This is a genomic window from Nocardia sp. CA-120079, assembly GCF_050955745.1.
Lineage (GTDB): Bacteria > Actinomycetota > Actinomycetes > Mycobacteriales > Mycobacteriaceae > Nocardia.
In genome coordinates this window covers 1444173-1464624 of record NZ_CP192088.1, presented here as the reverse complement: position 1 = coordinate 1464624, position 20452 = coordinate 1444173, and the positions used below count along the sequence as shown (strand labels likewise).

Below are 20452 nucleotides of genomic sequence, written 5' to 3'. Positions count from 1 at the left end.
GGGTCAGTGCCCCATCGCCATACCGCCGCCGACGGCGAGTACGGCTCCGGTGATGTAGGACGCTTCGGCGCTGGCCAGGAACCGCACCGGCGGCGCAATCTCGGCGGCGGTCCCGGTCCGGCCGAGCGGAGTGTTGTTGAGCACCCGCTCCCGCACCGCGGTCGGAATATCCGCGGTGAGGTCGGTGTCGATCAGACCGGGCGCGACCACATTCGAGGTGATATTGCGCCGCCCCAATTCCCATGCCAGCGAACGGGCCAGGCCGACGAGCGCCGACTTGGACGCGGCGTAATTGCTCGCCCCGCCACTGCCCCAGAATGCGGTGGTCGAACTGACGAAAATCAGCCTGCCCCAGCGCGCCCGGATCATATCCGGCACAGCGGCCCTGGCGGCACGGACCGCACCCATGAAATTCGTATCCATCACATCGGTGAAGTCGGCGTCATCCAAGGTCGCGAACAAATTGTCGCGGGAGAAACCGGCATTGGCGACCAGCACCTGCACCGCACCCTGCTGCGCCTTGATCTCCTCGAAGGCCCGGCCCACCGACGCCGTGTCGGTGACATCGCATTGCACACCGAACAATCCGGACGGCGGGGTACCGGTGCGATAGGTGACCGCCACCTTGTCACCCGCCTCGGCGAAGGCGGTGGCAATGGCCAGGCCGATCCCTCGATTACCGCCGGTGACCAGCACGGATCTACTCATCGCACACCTCCGGTGACGGGTGAAAGCAGTTGCCGCAGTCGAGCGGCCGCGGATTCGGTGCCGGTGAAATGCACGGCCCGCCAGCCAGCGGCCTCGGCTCCCGCGCAATTGCGCTCGAGATCGTCGACCAGCACGCATTCGGATGGATGGACACCCGCGCGCCGAGCCGCGAACGCGAAGATCTCCTCGGTCGGTTTGCGATGCCCTGCCTCGAAGGACAGCACCACGTGGTCGAAGAGCCCGTCGACGTCGACCATCCTGCGCCAGTGCGCATCCCAGGCCGGGACCATATTCGACAGCAGACTCACGCCGATGCCGCGCCCGCGCAGTGCGCGCAACTGCGCGACCCAGGAGGTATTGGTCTCGCGGCCGTCGAACCAGGTGTCGGCGAGAGTGGTCAGGCGCAGCGCACCGCCGAGTTCCTCGGATATCTGCCGCAACCAGTCCCGCTCGCTGGTCAGCGGGGTGTCCAGTGGTTCCATCGCATCGTCGGTGCCATAGCGAGCGGCGACCGCGGACATGGCCGCCAGCAATGCCTTTCGGTCCAGTCCGTGGTTCGCACAGAGCGTCGCGAGGGTATCGGCGACCGGTGGGGTGAGGACGCCGCCGAAGTCGGTCCACACGACCCGCACCGGCGTCATCGCAGGCCACCGAGCACGAGCGCGACCTCGACGGTCGCGATGGATTCCCCGTCCTGTTCGACCGACACCGGCACGACGAGTTCACCGTCGGACGGCACCGGTATCGGGGTACGGACAGTCACGACCGCATCCAGTTCGGCGAACCGGCTGAATGTGCCCGCCAGCCCGGTGACCTGCCAATCCCGCAGTGCCACACCGGATCCGTCGTCCACACCGGTCAGTGCGAGCTGGCGGGCCGCCTCGGTGAGGATCTGCATGGTCAGGTGATCGTAGGAGTGGTCGAACAGCGCGCGATTGGTCCAGCGCGGCGCCACCCGCGCGACCAGTTCGTCCCGCCCGCGCCGCAGATCGGCGAGCACCACATTGTGCGGGTTGCGCCGGCCGACCAGCCCCGAAGGCACCGCGGCCGGATCCGGCACGTCGACCAGGTCGGCAGTCCACGGCGCGGGGGTTCCGCGCTGGGCGGTGCGCAGCGCGTCGAGTTCGTTCTTGGTCAGGATCTGGCCGGTGGTGCGATGGTTGGCAACCAGCCGCCCGTCCCGGAAGATCGCCTGCTCACAGACGCCCGCACGAAGTCGGCCGCGCCGCACGCGCGTCCAGGTGAATACACAATCCAGCAATAGCTCGACCGGTTGCGCGCCGATGTGCAGCGCGCCCGGATCGATGATCCGCAGATCGAAATCCTCCGAGATCATCGCGGCGCCGTTCGGCACACCCGATTCGTGCGCACCCGCCAGGGACGCCTGCCGCCCCACCTCCATCACCAGCAGCGGATCGACCACCGGCAGCTGCTGGGTGTGATCACCGAAATAGCCGTGGTCGATGGGTAATTGGCTCGCCACGACGACCCGCTGTTCGTCGAATGCGCGCACGTCGGTGAGGAATACCTCGGCGACCGCCGCCCGGTGTACTCGATGCCGGTCGATCGTTCGGTCGAACGACAACTCGGTTTCGAGCCGCCATTCCGATGTGACGTCCACTTCCATCGCGTCCCCCTCTCTCCAGGGCTGCTCATAGCTACCGACCACATAATCGGCGGTCGATATAAAACCGGTCCGGACCGCGAGATCAAAGAAGCGTCAAGGCGATATCCAAAATTCCGTGCGCGGATATCACTTTCGACCGATCATTCGCCCTGCGCCTTCCCAATTCGGTGGCCCTGTTTCTACCGTCGAGTTCGTACCGATCCGCGAAGGAGCAAATGTCATGACCATCGAAACCCAGCCGCACGCGATTTCCGATCTGTTGCCGCAGATGCGCCGGATCATCACCGAGGAACTCGAGCTGAATCCCGATGAACTCACCGATACCGGTGCGTTCGTGGACGATTACGACGCCGATTCGCTGTCGCTGATCACCATCGTGTCCCGGTTCGAGAAGGAACTGAAGGTCGCGATCCCGCGCACCCAGCTGCCCAAGCTGACGACTTTGGACGCGGTGGCCGCACTCGTGCAGCGCATCCTGGACGGGGAGACCATCGATGCCTGAATCCCAGCGCCGGGTGGTGATCACCGGCCTCGGCGTGGTGAGCCCCATCGGCACCGGTATCGCGGCGTTCGGCACCGCGATCCGGGCCGGTACGGTCGGGACTCGCGAGATCACCAGCTTCGACGTCTCCGGATTCCCGTATGTGCAGGCGGGCGAGGTCCCCGATTTCGATCCCGCCGCGGGACTTTCGCATCTGGATCCGAATCGGTGGGGGCGGAGCAGTCTGTTCGCCGCGGTGGCGGCCCGCCAGGCTGTCACCGACTCGGGCATCGACCCGGAGTTGCTTTCGCGCTCGGCGGCGGGCTCGATCATGGGCACCACCGGCGGCGAGACGATCCCGCTGCAACAGCTGACCGAACAGTGGTACGCCGACGGCTACAAGAGCCTCGACGGACGACTCGTGCGTCAGGTTCCGCTCGGCCAGATCGCCGCGGCGGTGAATACCGAACTGCGGCTCGACGGTGAGGCCCAGACCGTGCCGACCGCCTGTGGCGCAAGCAATTTCGCACTCGGCTATGCCTACGATCTGGTGCGCACCGGCGAGGCCGATTTCATTCTGGCCGGTGGCGCCGAATCGGTGAACCGGGCCGCGCACGCCGGTTTCTACAGCATCGGCGCGCTCGCTCCGCAGAGCTGCCTGCCCTTCGACAAAGATCGGGCGGGCACGCTCTCGGCAGAAGGCGGTGTCGCGCTGTTCGTCGAGCCGCTGGCGTCGGCACAGGCCCGTGGTGCGCGCATCTACGCCGAGGTTTTGGGCTACGGCATGAATTGCGATGCGCGACATATGGTCAACCCGGATTCCGACAGCATCGCCGACTGCATCCGGCTTGCCCATCAAGCGGCCGGCGTCACACCGGCCGATATCGATTACATCTGCGCGCATGGCACCGGCACCCCGACCAATGACGCAACCGAGGCGACGGCGGTCCGTGCGGTGTTCGGCGCGCGTATACCGCCGATGAGCTCGATCAAATCGATGCTCGGCCATTCCTTCGGCGCCGCAAGCGGATTCGGCGCGGCAGCGTGCTGCCTCGCGCTCTCGGAAGGTTTCCTGCCGCCGACGGCCAACCTGTCCACCCTGGACCCGCGGCTCGGCGCCGGCCTGGACCCGGTGCCGGGTACGGCACGTCCGGCCACGCCCGCCATCGTCGAGAACCACGGGTTCGCCTTCGGCGGCAACAACGCCGTCGTCATCCTCGGCGCGGTCCGATGAACCACCGCGTGTCGACAACCACTTGGAGGCTCGCATGAGCATCGTTTCCCCTGTGGCCGTGACCGGCTGCGGCGTCCTGTCCCCGGCGGGCACCGGCTTGGCCGCACTCGCCGACCACCTCGCCGGCGGCCGAACCGGCAACAGCGAACCGCAGACACCGGACGCGCCGGACTTCCCGCCGCATCCGGTGCGTGCGCTGCCCGAATTGGACTGGGACGCGCACCTGGGCCGCAAGGGCCGACGGGTCATGGATCGCTCCGCCGCGATCGGCGTGGTCGCGGCGGAACTCGCACTGGCCGAGGCGAATTGGCCCGACGAGCCGACCACCTCCGGGGTCGCACTCGGTACCGCCGCGGGCAGTCTGCGCACACAGATCGCGGTCACCCAGGACACCCTGCGCCAGGATCTGCCCTATCTGGTCAATCCGGCGCAGATTCCCAATACGGTGATGAACAGCACCGCCGGTCATATCGCGATCCGGCATCAACTGAAGGGCGTCAATGCCACGCTGTCCGGTGGTGCCGCATCCAGTCTGCTCGCCTTCCGGTATGCCCGGATGGCGATCGCCCTCGGCCGGGCCGATCGCCTGCTCGCCGGTGGTGTCGAGGAACTGTCCGCGCCGTATGCCTGGGGCTGGCGGCAGGCCGAATTGCTCCCTGCCACAGCGCCGATGGGCGAAGGGTGCGCATTGTTCGCGGTGACCGATGCCGCCACCGTCGAGCAGCCGGTGGCCGAACTGCTGGCCTGCGAGATCGGATTGGCCGGGCCGCGGCAACGGCTCGGTGACGGTCTCGCCGCCCGAATCAATCGCGCACTGCAACGCAGCGGTGTCACACCGGAGGACGTCGACGCCGTCGCGGTGACGGCGAGCCGGAATTCCGACCTGGCTCGCGCCGAACAACTCGCGCTCGCAGCCGGCGTCGGCGAGCAGCCGCGTCGGATCGATACGTCCGCGGTCGTCGGCGACACCTATAGCGCGAGTGGCGCACTGCAACTCGCCGCACTGCTGGCGACCTGGAAGCGCGAGAACGCGGCCGCGGGGGCTATCGGTCTGGTCACCACCGTCGGTCTCGATGGAAATGTGGGGTGCCTGGTCGTCCGCAATCGATAGCTTCCGCAAAACGGGCCGGAACCAATCGAGGTTCCGGCCCGTTTCATGCGCCGCGCATCGCCGGATCCGAACGCGCTTGTCCGCCTGCCTTGTTCACCACATCGAGCCGCGATACCGCGCCGAGTTTGGTGAAGATATTGCGCAGATGCCGTTTGACGGTCCCCTCCGTAATCGCCAATCGAACCGCAATCTGCCTGTTGCTCAATGCCATTGCCACCAGATCGACGATCTCACGCTCTCGTGGCGACAGTAGATTCCGGCCCGATGGCACCGCAACCGCGCACTCCCCCAACGCCGCCAGCGCATCATCGAGCGCCGACCGTGCCCGCCGCAGCACCTCCGGCTCCGGCGGCCAGGTGTGCGCGCACTGCTCGAGCAGCCGACCGGCCAACTCGACGCGGTTGCCGACCCGCAGCCGCAGATCCGGTTTCTCTCCTCGAACCGACATACCCGCCCCCATCCGCTGACTGCCGCCGAGTCATCGAGCGACGGGACGCAGGGCGGGCGGCTGCGCGTCGGCGGTCAGGATCTGGCGCTGCAGCCGGCGCAGCTCATCGCTCGGGCCGAGACCCAATTCGCGGTCGAGCAGCACACGCAGTTCGTGATAGGCCCGCAGCGCTTCACTGCGACGCCCACTGGCATGCAGTGCCTCTATCAGGCGCGCGTGCAACCACTCGTTCAGCGGATCGAGCGCGATCAGGCTGCGCAGTTCCGGAATGAGGTCACGATGCAGCCCCAACCGCATATCGGCCTCGATGCGCAGCTCCTGCGCGCGGGTCTTGAGATCGTGCAGATGGGCGACGTGGCGGGACAGGATTTCACCGAGCACCAGATCGGCCAGGGCCCGGCCCTGCCACAGCGCCAGTGCCGACTGCAGGCTTTCCCTGGCCGCCACGAACGCACCGGCGTGCAACTGGGTGCGCCCCCGATCGACGAGCTGACCGAAGATCCGGCTGTCGATCTGCTGGTGCGGCACGCAGAGCTGATAGCCACATGGCCAGGTGACCAACGCATCCGCGCTCTCCGCCGTAGACAGCGCCGACCCCCCGGCGAGCATCTTGCGCAGGTGATAGACGTGCGTGCGAGCGGTGGAGGTGGCCTGACTCGGTGGGTTGTCACCCCACAACTCGTCGACCATGGCGTCCATCGAGACCACCTCACCGGCATTGACCAGCAGTAGGGCCATCAGTCGCCGTACCTTCGGGCCCCGGACGACACCCGGCACCTTCAGCGGGCCGAGCACACGGTATGGCGACTGCGGGAATTGCTCCCGAGCGTGCGATTTCATCGAATTTACAGTGTTCACCGAATACCCCCCGGTATTATGGTTGCCAGAAAAAGCGAATCGAGGAATTTCGTGTGCGACGCTGCACGTCCTCGACCAAAGCTATCAAGATTTTCCACGACCGTCGATGTGTGCCAGATCGCAATCGGCTCATCCGACGAATGCACACGAAAAATTCAGGTAATTTCACGAGACGCTCGCCTCTTCGAATCAGAGAATTCCGCAGTCGGGATAAACCCTACCCACCCTTTTTATCTGCCGGACAGCACGGTTCGTTACGGCCCGACTTCCGATGCCACCGAAAATAGGGGCGATTAATTTTCACGTGGTTATCGATGCGCAAACAAAAGATCGGCGGACCACCGATTCGAGTGGCCGCCGACGCACACGCGAAGATCCCGAGCGGAGCGAATCACTACGATTCCGCCGTCCGCCCGGGACCAACGCATCCTGCTGCGATATTCCTGGAATACCCTCCGCCCCAGCAGCTATCGCGGGATCACACGGCTACCCGATCACAGACCCATGAACATGTAGACGGCATTCATCCGTCCGTCCGCATCGCGCAGGATGAAATCCCGACCCGCGCCGACGATCTGGTCACCGCTGTCCACCATCTCCCACTGCAATGCCACCGAGTCGTGGTTCGCCACGGTATTGACATGCCGGAACCGGAAACCGGCCTCCTGGATGTTCTGCTTGTTCACCCGGTCGATATTCGCCCGAATGTCCGGGACCCCCGTGAAGCTCGCCCCGGCCGGTGAGATGTGGAATGCCGCCGAGTCGGCCCACATCGCCTCGATCGCGGCATGACGCTTACCCTCGTCGGTCTCGTTCCACATTCCGAAGTAGTCGCTGATGAAATCGTCCAGATTTGCCGAGCTCATAATTCTCGTCCTTTCGTCGGTTTTCGCACAAAACGGGTCGGAGGGCTCCGGCCCGACGTTTCAGGCCACCAGATCGCCGCGAATTTCCGCGGCTTCGGATGCCGGCGATTCCGCACGTCTGCGGGGCAGCACAATGGCCGCGAGCACCGCCCCGACGGCGGCCACCACCGCGCCGATGATCGTCGCCGAGCGCACCCCGTCGAGGAAGGCATCGGTCGCCGAGGCCAACAACCGGGCGCCGCCGTCACCGAGGAAGCGGGCGGCCGCCGCGGCGCCGCCGATCGAACCGGCGGCGGCCTCGTGCAGGCTCGGCGACAGGCCGTCCGGAACAGTCACCCCGTTGCGATAGCTGGTCGTCACCACACTGCCCATGACCGCGATGCCGAGCGCACCGCCCAACTGGAACGCGACATCGGCGACCGCGGATCCGGCGCCGGACTGGTGCGCGGGCGTGGCCTCCAGCACCGAATTCGTCGAGGGCGCGGTGCCGAATCCGACGCCGATGCCCATTACCCCCAGCGCGAGCAGCACCCGACCGCTCGACGGTGTGTCACCGGCGGCGAGCAGCACCAGCGAGACCACCATCAGCACCAGGCCGAACATCGACACCGGGCCCAGCCCGAAACGCTCGACCAACTTGGTGGCCAACGGCGCGGCGAACATCATCGTGCACAGCGCGAGCATGTGCGCGCCCGCCTTCAGCGGCGCATAGCCGAGCGCGAATTGCAGATACAGCGTGACCAGGAACAGCGCGCCGAACAGTCCGAAGGACAGGGTCGAGATCGTCACCAGCGGGCCGCCGAAGTGACGGTCGCGGAAGACCGCATCGCTGAGCATCGGATTGCGCGCACGGCGCTCCCAGACAATGAATCCGGCGAGCACCGCGACACCACCGATGACCAGGATCAGGGTGCGCGCGGAGGTCCAGCCGTGGGCGGGGGCCTCGATAATGCCGTCGACGGCCGCAAGCAGACCAGCCACCGACAGCACCAGACCGACCGTGTCCAGACCCGGATGGTCCTCGTTGCGCGATTCCGGAATGAGCAGCAGGCAGCCGATCAGTGCCGCGCCGATGAGCGGCAGGTTGATCAGGAAGACCGACCCCCACCAGAAATTCTCCAGCAGAACGCCGCCGATCACCGGTCCGAGCGGGACACCGAGCGAGGCCGCGCCCACCCAGATGCCCATGGCCTTGGCCCGCTCCTCCGGCGGAAAGATATGCCGGATCAGCGACAGTGTGGATGGCATGATCAGCGCCGCACCCAGGCCCATCCCGACTCGGGCCGCGATGAGTGTGGCCGCACTGCCTGCGAGCACCGCGGCAATGGAGGCGATGAGGAAAACCACCATGCCGCTGCTGAAGCCGAGCCGGCGCCCGAAGCGATCGACGAGTCCGCCTGCGAACAGAATCGGCGCCGCGAACGCCAGCGAATAGGCGTCCACCATCCACTGCAACTCGCCGGGCGTCGCGCTGAGCTGGTCCTGGATGGACGGTAGGGCCATCGTGATGATCAGGGTGTCGAGCCCGGCGACGATGAGCGCCAGGCACATTATGGATAGGATCGCCCACCTTCGGGGGTGGGGAATGGTCTCGGTCACGGGTCGTCCCCCTCGGACACCGAATATCGTGTTGACTGTGTCAACCTAACCGCCCCTGTGGACAGCGTCAACTTTCTTTTATGCTCGTTTGATGAACAAAGCCGTCGACACCCGCACAGCCCTGGTCGCCGCGGCCAGCGAGTTGCTGACCAAGGGCGGTCCGGACCATGTCACGCTGCGTGCCGTCGGCGCCGCGACCGGAGTATCGCGGACCGCGCCCTACCGCCACTTCCAGGACAAGGACGCGTTGCTCAGTGCGGTGGCCGCGGAGAATCTGTCCTGGTTGATCGACCGGATGCGGCAGGCGGCCGCGGATGCGACCGGTGAGGGCACCCCGCTCTACCGCGCCTGCCTCGCCTATGTCCGCGGTGCGATGGAACGCCCCGACCACTACCGCCTCGAATTCGGCGACTACCAGATCCAGTCCCCCGGTCAGGTGCTGCTAGACGCCGCCGACGAATGCGCCGCGTACTTCTACGAACTCGTCGCCGACGCGCAGCGGGACCGGATCCTCGTCCCCGGCGATGTTCGCGAGATCGCCGCGCTGATCTGGGCCATGCTGCACGGCCAGGTCCACCTCACCCTCGCCGAACATCTGCACGAGCCCAGGACGGTCGAGGGTGCGACGGTCATGCCGCGACTGATCGCACTGGCCCTGCAAAGCCTCGCGCCGCAATGAGTTTCGGCCTCCGGTTGCCTGGCCGAGCGTTCGCCAGACAGTAGCTATGCTGGATATACACGTTTGCTGATCAAAATTCCGGTTCTCTACTACCGCAGCGATTCTCGCCGCCTCGGCGCCAACAGTCGTTAATACCGAATGACATTCGAGCACCTGCTGTCGAAAGTGGGGATTCCGTACCACATTCAGCTCGCCCGGCATTTTCGATACCGAAAGGTATTGATACCGAAGGGTATTCTTATCCGCGTATCCGGCGGAAATGCGTCGCCCGCCGAGAAATCTGAAGAATTCGTCTTCCATCACCCGTCCGCAGTGTGTACCGTCTGGACCGCTGGAATCCCCGAAATGACAGGCCGGACGCGGTGATCGGTATCGACGACTGCTTGAAACGCATCATGGACATTCCCGGTGCGCGCAGCGTGACGATGGTGGACAGCGCGAGCGGTCTGGCGATCGCCGCGGCGGGTCGGCACGACCACGTCGATCAACACGAAGACGCCGCTACCACCACCGATGTGGTCCGCACGGTGCTCGGCTGTCCGGCGCTGGCGACCGACCGCGAGGACGACCTCACCGAGATCATCGTGTGCGGCACCCGTGGCTATCACCTGTTGAATCTGGTGAACGGCGACTTCGACGGTCGCCTTTTCGTACACGTGCTATTCGACGAGGACACCGGAAATCTGGCCATCGCGAGATTTCGACTTCGAGCAATTCTCGGCGAATTGGTCGAGGACGCTCATGGTCGTTGACGTCGCGACCGAACTGCGGCGACTGGAAAAGCAGAAATGCACCGGAGTGCTGTGCGCGGGCGATGGCGCATTTCACCTCGCGGACGGCGCGATAACCGCCGCCGATTGCCTGCGCACCACCGATCTGGAACGGCTCGCGATCGCGGGCGGTGTGGCGACCGCGGCGGAATGGCAGCGGGCCGCGTCCGGCGATCCGCGCCGTGTGCCGGTCCTGCCGCGACTGGAAACCCTGGCATTGCTGTCGGTCTTCGACGCCGCCTACTTTCTGCTCGCCACGCCAGTTGTTCCAGAATTCCGGTCGGCGCCGCCGCATTGGTTGGCCCCGGTCTGCCAGATCCCGCCGCGGGTACTGCTGCACGAATGCGCCCGGCGGGGAGATCCGGAGGCCGAACCATGGCCAGCGGAACTGGTCGACCGTGCTCCCGTCGTGCCGGTGCGCCGCGTCCGGCGCAGACGCGTCACGCTCAGCGGCGGCCAGACCGAAATACTGGCCGCCGCCGACAGCAGGCGCAGCGTCACCGGCATCGCCCACGACCTGGGCCGCACCAGCTATGGCGCGCTGGTCGCGGTACGCGAGCTGACCGCCGCGGGGCTGATCGAGCCGCCCGATCTCGGCACCGAACCGCGGCAATTTCTCCCGCGCCGGGTGCGCCGGGCCCCGGTCGCGCACCCGCAGAGCTGGGAGCCGGTCGATCGCGATGTGCTCGTCCGCCTCCGCGCCGCGTTGGAGGAACTTGCGTGACCGCGCGGAAGAAACTGCTCGGCGAGTTGATGGGAAGGTTGACGAAGGTGGCGATGTCCGGACCCGAACCGAATGCGACGGTGCTGGCGGAACTGAAGGCGCTACGCGATCGTCTGCCTCATCTGACCGGCACCCTGGTCGCCTCCAGCGACGGACTGCTCGTCGCACACGATTTGCCATCAGATATCGAGCCGACCCGGATGGCCGCGCTGGCCTCGGCCCATCTGTCGCTGTCGTATCAGCTGGCCGCCACCGCGCACGGCGGCGGATTCCACGAGGTCGTGGTGCACGGCACCGGCGGGCACGCGGTGATCTACGCGGCGGGCTGGGCCTCGCTGATGGTGCTCACCGGACCCGAGGTGAATGTCGGCCGCCTGCACCTGGAATCGCGCCCGGTCGCCCGCAACATCGCCGATCACCTGACGGCCACCGACTCCGGAAAAGACCGGACCTGGAAAACCGATCGAAAGGAACCGATATGACGAATATGGATCTGGCGCTGAAGGACATGATGGGGATAGACGGCGCGATCGGCGCCGCCGTCGTCGACTACAGCAGCGGCATGGCCCTCGGCATGCTCGGCAGTTCCAAGGCGTTGGATCTGCAGGTCGCCGCGGCGGGCAATACCGAGGTGGTGCGCGCCAAACTACGGACCATCGAACAGCTCCAGATCAAAGAGGATATCGAGGATGTCCTCATCACGCTGACCGGCCAGTACCACATCATCCGCCCGATGACCGGCCGCAAGTCCAAGGGGCTGTTCCTCTATATCGCGCTGGACCGCGGCCGGGCGAACCTCGCGCTGGCCCGGCATCGCCTCAAGTCCATCGAAGAGGATCTCGAGGTGTGACCTTGCGGTGCAACACCTTCCGCAGCCGAGCGGTGTGGACATCGACCGCACCGCCCGGCGTCGAGGTGAATCGCGTTGCGGGCTAGAGCTTTGCGCCGTCACCGATCATCCCGGGATTGAAGGTGCAATCCAGGTTGCGGTCGGCATCGGGGTCGAGGGCACGCAGCGTGATCGATGCCGTGCGCTTGTCGACTTTGTCCGCACCACCATCGAACTTCAGGTATTGGCTGGAAACCGGGCCGCCCTGGGAATGCGCCATGATATCGACGCCGAGGAGTACCCGCATCTGAACGAGGCACATCTGCTGGCCGAGCGGCAGCAGCGGATCGATCAGGACGCATTCGAGGTCGGACTCGAATCGCTGCTGGATGGGCTCGAGGGGGCGCTACCGGTTGCTGCCACACACTCGGTAGCTCGATCCCGGTGCGCTGGTAGGCATCCCGAGCAGTCTGTCTATCGGGTCACAGGCGGCGCGGTTGTCGCGGCCGCACCAGCGCGACCGCCCGCGCATTTCGCCGACCGCGAAAACACCTATAAGAGAGCAGGTTTCATCGAATTCATTCGCCTCGATAGCGCTCGTATCACGGCCGTTTCACAAGTTGCGTGTGCACGGGGTCACGTTGCCCCGCGGACCGGGGAGTCCTAACGTAACTTCCTGTTAACAGACGATGTCGTCTGTACCAATTCCTATTATTCGTCCCAGGAGGACATGCCCCGCAGCGTCCGCTTCCGCGAAACCGGAAGTGGCACAGCAGGTGTGGTTAGAAATGGCACACACAACGCCTTGGCAAGAAAACAATGTTCAGCTCGGTCGCCCCGGGAACGATGACGATCTCATCGGCGAGGTGACCGCACAACGTTTCGATCTACGATCCGACTGGGGTTATCTGTGCGCCCCGGGTCTGGGTCTGGTCACCTTCCTATTGCTGTTCCAGCCCTGGATTTCAGCAACCGGGCCCAACGGCACCGTCACCTCCAACGCCTTCGGCCGGATCGACGGATTCACCACCGGCTCATTCCAATCCGTGGTGAACATCAGCAGCACCTGGGCCGTCCTCGCCACACTCGCTATAGCCGGTGCGGTCGTGGCGACCGTGATGTATTTCCGGCTCCGCAGTCGGCTGCTTTCCTATCTGGTGCTCGGCTGCAGCATTGCCGCCGCCCTTTTCGTACTCACCGCCTTGTCCTACCTCAACGGCAAAGCGCCGGAGTTGCGCGAAATCACCGAATCCGCAAATCAGAACGGACTTTTCAGCTGGCTCTTCGGTAATAATTCGGCGACCGACCTCGGGGGTGAGCACCGAATCGCCAGCGCCGGTCTCGATTTCGCCGCCACGCTCAGCGCCGTCACCGCATGCGGTGCCGCACTGGCGGCCGGTGCCATGAGCTTGCGCAAGCAAGGCTTCACAGTTCGGCTCATCTCGGCTCCCCAGCCGAATGGCGCTGCGACGGAACGCACGCCGGAGCAGTCCGCCCAGAAGGCATCGGACACCGACGTCTTCCTCTGGGAGCAGCTGGCATTCGACGATGACCTGACCGTTTACGACCCCCAGGTCCGCCGCCGGATGGTTCGCCGGACCAGGACAGCCGATCGCCGCCCGCCCGCGCGCGAAACGGCACTGTCCAGATAGCGCCGGCGACGTCAGCGGACAGGAGCGGGCCGGGCTGCCGATAGGCGCCCGGCCCGCTTGCATTGTGTTCGATCACCTCCGATGCGTGACCTGTCACGGGAACGGCGAGAAGAAGCCGATCGCCGCACCGATGGCTGCCCCGATCGCGCAGCCGACGATGGCGCCGACCAGGAAGAACCAGATACCGATCGCAACGCCGACCAAGCAACCGATGGTTGCGCCGACAGCGATCGAAATCGGTCCCCAGGCCTGCTGCACACCGGGCATGTTCTGGGAGTTGACGGCCTCAGTTGTCGGTCCACCGACCGGTGTGAGGGTCAATAGCGTGCTGGTGCTGTCCAGCGCCGGTGTCACCGCGAGGCTCTGTCCGGCTTCGGTACGCAGCGTCGTCGGGATACTGCCGACTACCGCACCATTGTCCGCAAGGACCGTGACGGCATCGGGTGTGACGACGAATCTGCCGGAGGCCAAGCTCACCAGAGCGCTCGTGTGATCGGCTGCGAGAGTCGTTGTGTAGGCGATCGGTCCATCCGCAGCGTTGAGGCTGACATCTGTCAGCATCCCCTCGCCGTGTGCGGTAGCAGTGGCTATGCCGGTCGCCGCGACGGCCATAAAGGCGGTCGCTATCAATTTCTTGACGAACATTGGAGTTCCAATCATTTCCGATTTCGATTGACGTTCCCCGACAAACGGCACCGGATAGCTATAATGATGCTCCGCTCTTTTGATTGAGTCGACAACTTCTTTACGGAATAAAAGTCGGTTTTAGCCCCCAGGGGATAGCGAATCGGATTCCGATCGAATAACACCGAGTGGTCGATTCGATTTCTCCGCCGAGCGCATCGGCGAACTACGCACAGCGCCACCGAGCGCGGAAAATCGATCGCCGATCGGGGCGAAATTCGGGTACCGCACTACTCGATACTTCGCGGCTCGACGGGCCCACACTCATTGCGTGTCCACCGGTAAGAACATCGTCATCTGTCTCGACGGAACAGGCAATCAGGTCCGCGCCACCGGCAGCACCAATGTGGTTCGCCTGTTCGAGATGCTGGACCTGAGCGATGCCACGAAACAGATCGCCTACTACGACCCGGGTGTCGGTACTTTCAGCGCTCAAGGCGCATGGTCGCCACCGGCCCGGTGGTTCTCGCGAGTGCTCGGCTCGGCGGTCGGCAGCGGGCTGCGTTCGAATCTCGCCGAGGCCTACTCCTATCTGATAGAGCACTGGCAGCCGGGCGATCGTGTGTTCATATTCGGATTCAGCCGCGGCGCGTATACCGCGCGAGCGCTGGCCGGATTACTGCACGAGCCCGGCCTCCTCCGTCCGGGCAGTGAGAATCTCGTCCAGTACGTCGTCAGCGCCTACACCCGCAAGACCACGAACTGGCCGGAACTGCGCCGATACGCGCGCACCTTCTGCTCGAAATCCGCGGACGGCGACTTCTCGATTCCCATCGAATTCCTCGGCGTATGGGACACGGTCAAGGCGGCCGGCCTGCTGCGCTGGGAGCTGAAATGGCCCTTCACCAGGCAGGTGCCCAATGTGGCGAAGGCACACCACGCCGTTTCGATCGATGAGAAGCGCCGTCCGTACGAGGAATATCTGGTCACTCCGAAGGGGAACCGGCCGGTGCTCACCGAGGCATGGTTCGCCGGTGTCCACTCCGATGTCGGCGGGACCTTCGAGGACGATCCGAAGCTGGCCGAAATCGCGCTCAAGTGGATCACCGACGGTGCGTTCGAGGCCGGATTGCTGCTGCGCGCCGGGGCGTACCTGGACACCTGCGCGATAAGCCCCGAGCATGCGAACGGCAGCGTGCACCGGATGGGCTGGATCTGGGCCCTACTCACCTACCGCCGACGGCAGGTTCCGGCGGGTGCTCGGGTGCACGCGAGCGTGCGGTCACGGTGCGAGAGCGACACAGCGTATGGAAAACGAATCCCCCGGGATGTCATGTGGGAAGACGAGCAATGGACGAAACTGCGAATTCAGTAGAGTACGGGAGCGGAATCTGTCCGCCGGCCCGGCGCAGGCTGCGTACCTTCGCATTCGACCCGATGTCGACGCGGCTGTCCGGCCAATTCCTCACACTGGATATCCCATTCGAACACATCCGGGGACCGGGCCCCGACGGCACACTCGTGCAGGTGGTCGACTTCGACGCCAGCCGCGATGCGTGGTATGACCCGGTCGACCTCGATGATCCATTTGTCTTGGCACAGGACGGAATTCGACCGACCGAAACCGATCCCCGTGCGCACCAACAGATCGTCTATGCGGTCGCGATGAGCGTCATCGAGCGATTCGAACGGTTCATGGGACGCCGATTCCGGTGGCACCGCGACCAGATCCTGCGTCTGGTCCCGCACGCCTTCGAAGGGCAGAACGCCTATTTCGATCCGCGGCGGCGCGCCTTGCTGTTCGGCTATTACCAAGCCGATGCCGAGAATCCGGGCGCCAATCTCCCCGGCCAGGTCATCTTCACCTGCCTGTCGAGCGACATCATCGCGCACGAGGTGACGCATGCGATCGTGCATCGAATCCGGCGGCTGTACAACGAATCCACCAACCGGGATGTCTTCGCCTGGCACGAGGCCGTCGCCGACTTGATCGCGCTGTTCCAGCATTTCTCCCACCGAGACGTGGTACTCGACGCGATCGCGACCACATCGGGAGAGCTCGAAAAGAGCGCGGGGCTGCTGGACCTGGCGCGGGAGTTCGGTGAGTCCACCGGACGCGGCGCGGCATTGCGTTCGGCGATAAGGGACCTCAGCCGCACACCCGAGCGATTTCGTGCGGCACAGGAGCCGCACGAACGCGGTGCATGTTTCGTGGCGGCGGTATTCGACGCGTACCGGGACTCCTACCAGAGCGCCATCGCGGATCTGCTGCGGATCGCCAGTGGCGGCACCGGAGTGCTGCCGCCCGGTCGCCTGCACCCGGATCTGGTATCTCGGATCGCCGACGAGGCGGTCAAGACCGCGGACCGGATGCTCGGGATGGTCGTGCGGAGTTTCGATTATCTCCCGGTACTGGACGTCACATTCGGCGATGTCGTCCGGGCGATCGTCACCGCGGATCGCGGCCTTTATCCGGAGGATCGGCAACACCTGCGCAGCACCCTCGTGGAGGCGCTGCGGCGGCGCGGCATCTGGCCGGTAAGCGTCACCTCGCTGACCGATGAAGCGCTGGTCTGGCAACGGCCGGACAATCCGATGAACCTCGGCGACGGCGAGCACCCGGTGGATTTGTCCAGGGTCATCCTGTCCGCTTCGAAGGATCTCGACCCGATCGGCATTCCCGGCGAATTGCGAACTCCCGCTGTGCTCGACGGCAACGGTGCCGCCGGCCGAGACAGTTCTTCGACCCGCCACTCCGTTTTCGAGCAGGTCGCCCAGGAGCTCATCGGATGGGCCGACGCGAACGCCGCCCGAATCGGACTGGATCCGAACTTCAAAATCAGCTGCGAGGGAATCCACGTCTCCTACCGCATGGCAGGCGATCGGTTACCGCGTCCCGAATTGGCCATCCAGCTGCTGCAGCGTCGCACGGATCTCGAGGATGCGGGCCAGGGGAAACAACAACCGGTGATCCGCGCCGGGACCGCGCTCGTCGTCAGCGCCGACGGGAGTGTGGACTATGTGATCGCCAAGCCGCTGCCGTTCAGCGACGAGTCGTCGGCGGCTGACGACACTGCCATCGCATTCCACCGGGCGGGCAAGCTGCGGCTGGCCGCGATGCGGGAATGGTTCGACCGACTGGAGGCCGACGACGCGCTGAGCGCATGGACTGCCGAGCACGCAATCCACCGCCTCGATTTCGCGGCAATCCACGCGCTGACGGATGAGTAGGTACGAAATGTCAACGCCGACAACAATTGCCGTCCGGATGTACAACGTCGGATTCGGCGACGCCTTCACCGTGACGGTGCGGCGCAAGAACGAAACCTGGCGCATGCTGGTCGACTGCGGCGTGCACAGCCAGGGCCGGGCACGCCCGATCCGCGACTCCGTGCAGGCCATCATCGCCGACCTCGCCGAGGCCGATCCGCACCACCGACCGCATCTGGATATCGTGGTCGCCACCCATCACCACGCCGATCACATCACCGGATTCGCCTGCCGGGAGTGGGAACAGGTGACCGTGGACGAGGTGTGGGTGCCATTCGTCGAGGACCCCGACGACGAAGACGCGCGACGGATCCGCAGCGGGCAGGTCGATGCCGCGAACGGTCTGCTCGCGCTGATCGAGCGGCGCGGCAACGGGCGTCGTATGTCGGCGAGCGCCGAACAGGCACAAGCATTCGCGGTGAACTCGCAGGGCAATGCCGCCGCGACCGATCGGCTCCTCGGCCGCAATTTCAGCGGATTCGCCGCGCCCCACCGGGTGCGGTACCTGCCGAGCAAGGACGAAACCGAGAATACGATCGCCGTTGAGCGCGTCGGGCTCGTCGCACATATCCTCGGACCGCCGCGCGATGCCCGATTCCTGAAGCGCATGGATCCGCCTGCGAAGCAATCGTGGCCCCTGGTGCGCGCGGGCGCGTCCGCGACGAGCGACGGCAGGCCGACGCCGCTGTTCAACCGGCGCTATATCGCGCGGAATACCCTGCCGGAGCGCCTGCTTCAGGCGAAGGCGGATCTGGACCTGGACGATCTCGTCGACGATGACGATCGACTGCTGCGCGCCGCCTCGATTCTCGAGAACGCGGTCAACAACACCAGTGTCTTCTTCGTGCTGGATATCGCCGGAACCCGATTGCTGTTCCCGGGGGACGCGCAGCAGGGTGCATGGGAGCACGTCCTGTCCGATCCGCGCAATGTCGATCTCGTGTCCCGCCTGGCCTTCTACAAGGTCGGACATCACGGTTCGCACAATGCCACGCCCCGGCGTTTCGTCGAACAAGATTGGCAGACCGAGGGTTACGCGATGATTCCGTTCGGACTGGTCAAGCGCTGGGCGAAGACCATTCCGAAGAAATCGCTGGTCGATTCGCTGGTGAGTCACGATCACACCGTCATCCGAGCCGACACGGCTCCCGATGCCGTCCCCGGCAAGATCGCCGTGAACGGTGACCTGTGGTCCGAGGTAACGCTCACCGCCTGATCCTCATGCCAACCGGCCAGAGCCGGACCGGCTACCTGTGACACCGATCGGCTCGCCGCCATCGCCGCCCGACCGGTTGTCGGTCGACCGCGCGGCACGACCACGGGCACCAGCGACAGCATCAATGCCCCTGTGGGAAGGAGAGGATGCGCGATGGAAAGCAACGCCGAGATCCCCGCCAGACCGGCCTGGATCCCCGCGGACCTGTACCCGTTCGCAGACCACTTCGATGAGATCGACGGTTCGCGGGTGCACTACGTGGACGAGGGCAGCGGACCGCCCCTGATCATGCTGCACGGCAATCCGACGTGGTCGTTCCTCTATCGGGACGTGATCATCGGCTTACGAGATCGGTTCCGCTGTATCGCCGTCGACTATCCCGGTTTCGGGCTCTCCCAGGCGGCTCCCGGATACGGATTCTCTCCAGCCGAGCACGCCCATGTGGTCGAGCAACTCCTCACGCGACTCGACCTGCGCGATGCGACACTGCTGGTGCAGGACTGGGGCGGCCCGATCGGATTTGCCGTTGCCACCCGACACCCCGACCGATTCGCCGCGTTCGTGATCGGAAACACTTGGGCTTGGCCCAAATCCGATCCGGGCACCCAGGCGTTCTCACGGTTCCTGGGCGGCCCGATCGGCGGCTGGCTGATCCTGCACCGCAACTTCTTCGTCGAGCGGATCATTCCCGCGGGTGTCCGGCGCAAGAAACTGTCACCGGCAGTGATGGATGCCTACCGTGGTCCGTTCCCGACGCCGGAATCACGTAAGCCGGTACACGTGTTCCCTCGCGAAATCCTCGGCAGCGCAACGTTCCTCGCCGAAGTCGAGCAGGGACTCGAGGCCGTGCGCGACCGCCCGGCATTGCTGGTGTGGGGCACGAAGGACGTCGCGTTCCGCGCACCCGAACGCCGCCGGTGGCAGCAGCTCTTCGCCGACCATCGAACCGTCCTGCTCGACGGCGCCGGTCACTACATCCAGGAAGACGCCGCCGATGAGATCGTCGCCGCGGTCATCGAATGGCACAAACGCTGAGGACGCCTGGACGTAGCCGCAGATTTGCGGGGACACACGGGATTTGACAGTTATCCCTGATCCGGCCGCGTCGGCCGCTTAAGCTGTCTGCGCCGCAACGTGCGACAAATGCTCGAGGTCGACAAACCAAGAGGTAGACGTCCAGGAGGTGCGGAATGCCGGAAGCCGGTCGTTGGCGTGGATCACGTCCGATATTGATTGCGAGCATATTGCCACTTGCGGTTGTCCTCGGCACCGGAGTAGCGAACGCATCCCCGGATGCCACCGCGCAGGCACCTGCCATCCCATCGTGGACCCGAATCCACACGGTGGACGCGCCGGACGCGCCGCCGGCCGTGGATCAGCAGCCGATCCAGGAGTTCTGCGAACGCGTCCCCGTAGATCCCGACCGGTGCACCGCCACCGCCGTCGACGCGGGCGTCGGCGCCGCAATCGGTGCGGGCATCGCCGCGGGCGTGTCCGCGCCCGTCGCGATAGCCGCCGCAATGGCCGGCGCGGCCGCCGGGTTCGTCGTCGGCATCCCGTTCATGCCGACCGGATTGGTTGTCGGCCCGCTCCTCGGCGCGGCCGTTGGTGTCGCCGTCGTAGCCGGACCTGCCGCCGTGCTCGGCGGGGCGCTCGGGGCGTCGCTCGGGGCGATAGTCGGCATCACCACGCCGGTCCCGCAAGACGGCCGGACCGATGGATCCGGCGCGCCCACCACCTCGCCGAGATAAGCACG

Annotated in this window: 23 protein-coding genes; 14 read left to right on the top strand and 9 right to left on the bottom strand. The window is 65.4% G+C overall.

From position 1 onward, the window contains the following. Positions 1–3 precede the first annotated feature (3 nt). From ACQPYR_RS06650 to ACQPYR_RS06640, 3 genes are read right to left on the bottom strand one after another with little or no spacing between them, the layout of a single operon-like run. Complete coding sequence (locus ACQPYR_RS06650; RefSeq protein WP_433628840.1) at positions 4–708, bottom strand: SDR family oxidoreductase; 705 nt, start codon at positions 706–708, stop codon at positions 4–6. Further along, positions 705–1349 (bottom strand): HAD family hydrolase, encoded by a 645-nt coding sequence (locus ACQPYR_RS06645; protein WP_433628838.1) that lies wholly within the window; start codon positions 1347–1349, stop codon positions 705–707. Before ACQPYR_RS06645 ends, ACQPYR_RS06650 begins: the two co-directional genes overlap by 4 nt. Further along, the gene (locus tag ACQPYR_RS06640; RefSeq protein WP_433628835.1) at positions 1346–2335 is read right to left on the bottom strand and encodes an AfsA-related hotdog domain-containing protein; all 990 of its coding nucleotides are present in this window, start codon (positions 2333–2335) and stop codon (positions 1346–1348) included. Before ACQPYR_RS06640 ends, ACQPYR_RS06645 begins: the two co-directional genes overlap by 4 nt. A gap of 220 nt (positions 2336–2555) precedes the next feature. Between ACQPYR_RS06640 and ACQPYR_RS06635 the strand changes: the two genes are divergently transcribed. From ACQPYR_RS06635 to ACQPYR_RS06625, 3 genes are read left to right on the top strand one after another with little or no spacing between them, the layout of a single operon-like run. Then, on the top strand, positions 2556–2837 hold the full coding sequence (locus tag ACQPYR_RS06635) for an acyl carrier protein (protein ID WP_433524906.1): 282 nt from the start codon (positions 2556–2558) through the stop codon (positions 2835–2837). Then, positions 2830–4050 (top strand): beta-ketoacyl-[acyl-carrier-protein] synthase family protein, encoded by a 1221-nt coding sequence (locus ACQPYR_RS06630; protein ID WP_433628832.1) that lies wholly within the window; start codon positions 2830–2832, stop codon positions 4048–4050. Before ACQPYR_RS06635 ends, ACQPYR_RS06630 begins: the two co-directional genes overlap by 8 nt. A gap of 34 nt (positions 4051–4084) precedes the next feature. After that, positions 4085–5161, top strand: coding sequence for a beta-ketoacyl synthase N-terminal-like domain-containing protein (locus ACQPYR_RS06625; RefSeq protein ID WP_433628829.1), 1077 nt, complete (start codon positions 4085–4087; stop codon positions 5159–5161). A gap of 43 nt (positions 5162–5204) precedes the next feature. Here the strand turns inward: ACQPYR_RS06625 and ACQPYR_RS06620 are convergent, their stop codons facing one another. The 4 genes from ACQPYR_RS06620 to ACQPYR_RS06605 form a co-directional block, all read right to left on the bottom strand. Further along, positions 5205–5609 carry a helix-turn-helix transcriptional regulator gene (locus ACQPYR_RS06620; RefSeq protein WP_433628826.1) on the bottom strand — a complete coding sequence of 135 codons (405 nt, stop codon included), beginning with the start codon at positions 5607–5609 and terminating at the stop codon, positions 5205–5207. Between the two features lie 30 nt (positions 5610–5639). Beyond that, a complete protein-coding gene (locus ACQPYR_RS06615; RefSeq protein ID WP_433628823.1) occupies positions 5640–6449 on the bottom strand; it encodes an AfsR/SARP family transcriptional regulator in 810 nt (269 codons plus the stop codon). Between the two features lie 512 nt (positions 6450–6961). Next, on the bottom strand, positions 6962–7333 hold the full coding sequence (locus tag ACQPYR_RS06610) for a nuclear transport factor 2 family protein (RefSeq protein WP_433628821.1): 372 nt from the start codon (positions 7331–7333) through the stop codon (positions 6962–6964). Positions 7334–7393: 60 nt separating this feature from the next. Continuing rightward, the gene (locus ACQPYR_RS06605) at positions 7394–8884 is read right to left on the bottom strand and encodes a DHA2 family efflux MFS transporter permease subunit (RefSeq protein WP_433628818.1); all 1491 of its coding nucleotides are present in this window, start codon (positions 8882–8884) and stop codon (positions 7394–7396) included. Positions 8885–9023: 139 nt separating this feature from the next. Between ACQPYR_RS06605 and ACQPYR_RS06600 the strand changes: the two genes are divergently transcribed. From ACQPYR_RS06600 to ACQPYR_RS06580, 5 genes are all read left to right on the top strand, one after another. Continuing rightward, positions 9024–9611 (top strand): TetR/AcrR family transcriptional regulator, encoded by a 588-nt coding sequence (locus ACQPYR_RS06600; RefSeq protein ID WP_433628816.1) that lies wholly within the window; start codon positions 9024–9026, stop codon positions 9609–9611. Positions 9612–9994: 383 nt separating this feature from the next. Next, complete coding sequence (locus ACQPYR_RS06595) at positions 9995–10363, top strand: hypothetical protein (RefSeq protein WP_433628813.1); 369 nt, start codon at positions 9995–9997, stop codon at positions 10361–10363. Beyond that, positions 10353–11105, top strand: a complete 753-nt coding sequence (locus ACQPYR_RS06590) for a hypothetical protein (RefSeq protein ID WP_433628810.1) — start codon at positions 10353–10355, stop codon at positions 11103–11105. The genes ACQPYR_RS06595 and ACQPYR_RS06590 overlap by 11 nt, the downstream gene beginning before the upstream one ends. Continuing rightward, entirely contained in the window at positions 11102–11587 is a 486-nt protein-coding gene (locus tag ACQPYR_RS06585) for a roadblock/LC7 domain-containing protein (protein ID WP_433628807.1), read from the top strand. Before ACQPYR_RS06590 ends, ACQPYR_RS06585 begins: the two co-directional genes overlap by 4 nt. Beyond that, positions 11584–11955 carry a hypothetical protein gene (locus ACQPYR_RS06580; protein WP_327093724.1) on the top strand — a complete coding sequence of 124 codons (372 nt, stop codon included), beginning with the start codon at positions 11584–11586 and terminating at the stop codon, positions 11953–11955. The genes ACQPYR_RS06585 and ACQPYR_RS06580 overlap by 4 nt, the downstream gene beginning before the upstream one ends. Before the next feature lie 82 nt (positions 11956–12037). Here the strand turns inward: ACQPYR_RS06580 and ACQPYR_RS06575 are convergent, their stop codons facing one another. Beyond that, complete coding sequence (locus ACQPYR_RS06575) at positions 12038–12241, bottom strand: hypothetical protein (protein ID WP_433628805.1); 204 nt, start codon at positions 12239–12241, stop codon at positions 12038–12040. Positions 12242–12722: 481 nt separating this feature from the next. On the opposite strand from ACQPYR_RS06575, the gene ACQPYR_RS06570 reads away from it, so the two are divergent. Beyond that, on the top strand, positions 12723–13586 hold the full coding sequence (locus tag ACQPYR_RS06570; protein ID WP_433628803.1) for a hypothetical protein: 864 nt from the start codon (positions 12723–12725) through the stop codon (positions 13584–13586). 93 nt (positions 13587–13679) lie between these two features. Here ACQPYR_RS06570 and ACQPYR_RS06565 read toward each other — a convergent pair whose 3' ends face one another. Beyond that, positions 13680–14231: a hypothetical protein gene (locus tag ACQPYR_RS06565; RefSeq protein ID WP_433628801.1), complete on the bottom strand. Its 552-nt coding sequence runs from the start codon at positions 14229–14231 to the stop codon at positions 13680–13682. A gap of 310 nt (positions 14232–14541) precedes the next feature. Here ACQPYR_RS06565 and ACQPYR_RS06560 point away from each other — a divergent pair, with 310 nt between their 5' ends. The 5 genes from ACQPYR_RS06560 to ACQPYR_RS06540 all read left to right on the top strand — a co-directional run bounded on the left by ACQPYR_RS06560 (position 14542) and on the right by ACQPYR_RS06540 (position 20447). Then, complete coding sequence (locus ACQPYR_RS06560; protein WP_433628799.1) at positions 14542–15585, top strand: DUF2235 domain-containing protein; 1044 nt, start codon at positions 14542–14544, stop codon at positions 15583–15585. A 62-nt stretch (positions 15586–15647) separates the two neighbouring features. Next, positions 15648–17441, top strand: a complete 1794-nt coding sequence (locus ACQPYR_RS06555) for a hypothetical protein (protein ID WP_433628796.1) — start codon at positions 15648–15650, stop codon at positions 17439–17441. A gap of 7 nt (positions 17442–17448) precedes the next feature. Beyond that, positions 17449–18696 (top strand): hypothetical protein, encoded by a 1248-nt coding sequence (locus ACQPYR_RS06550; protein ID WP_433628793.1) that lies wholly within the window; start codon positions 17449–17451, stop codon positions 18694–18696. A 153-nt stretch (positions 18697–18849) separates the two neighbouring features. Further along, the gene (locus tag ACQPYR_RS06545) at positions 18850–19731 is read left to right on the top strand and encodes an alpha/beta fold hydrolase (RefSeq protein ID WP_433628790.1); all 882 of its coding nucleotides are present in this window, start codon (positions 18850–18852) and stop codon (positions 19729–19731) included. Between the two features lie 194 nt (positions 19732–19925). Further along, complete coding sequence (locus ACQPYR_RS06540; protein WP_433628787.1) at positions 19926–20447, top strand: hypothetical protein; 522 nt, start codon at positions 19926–19928, stop codon at positions 20445–20447. Positions 20448–20452: the final 5 nt, after the last annotated feature.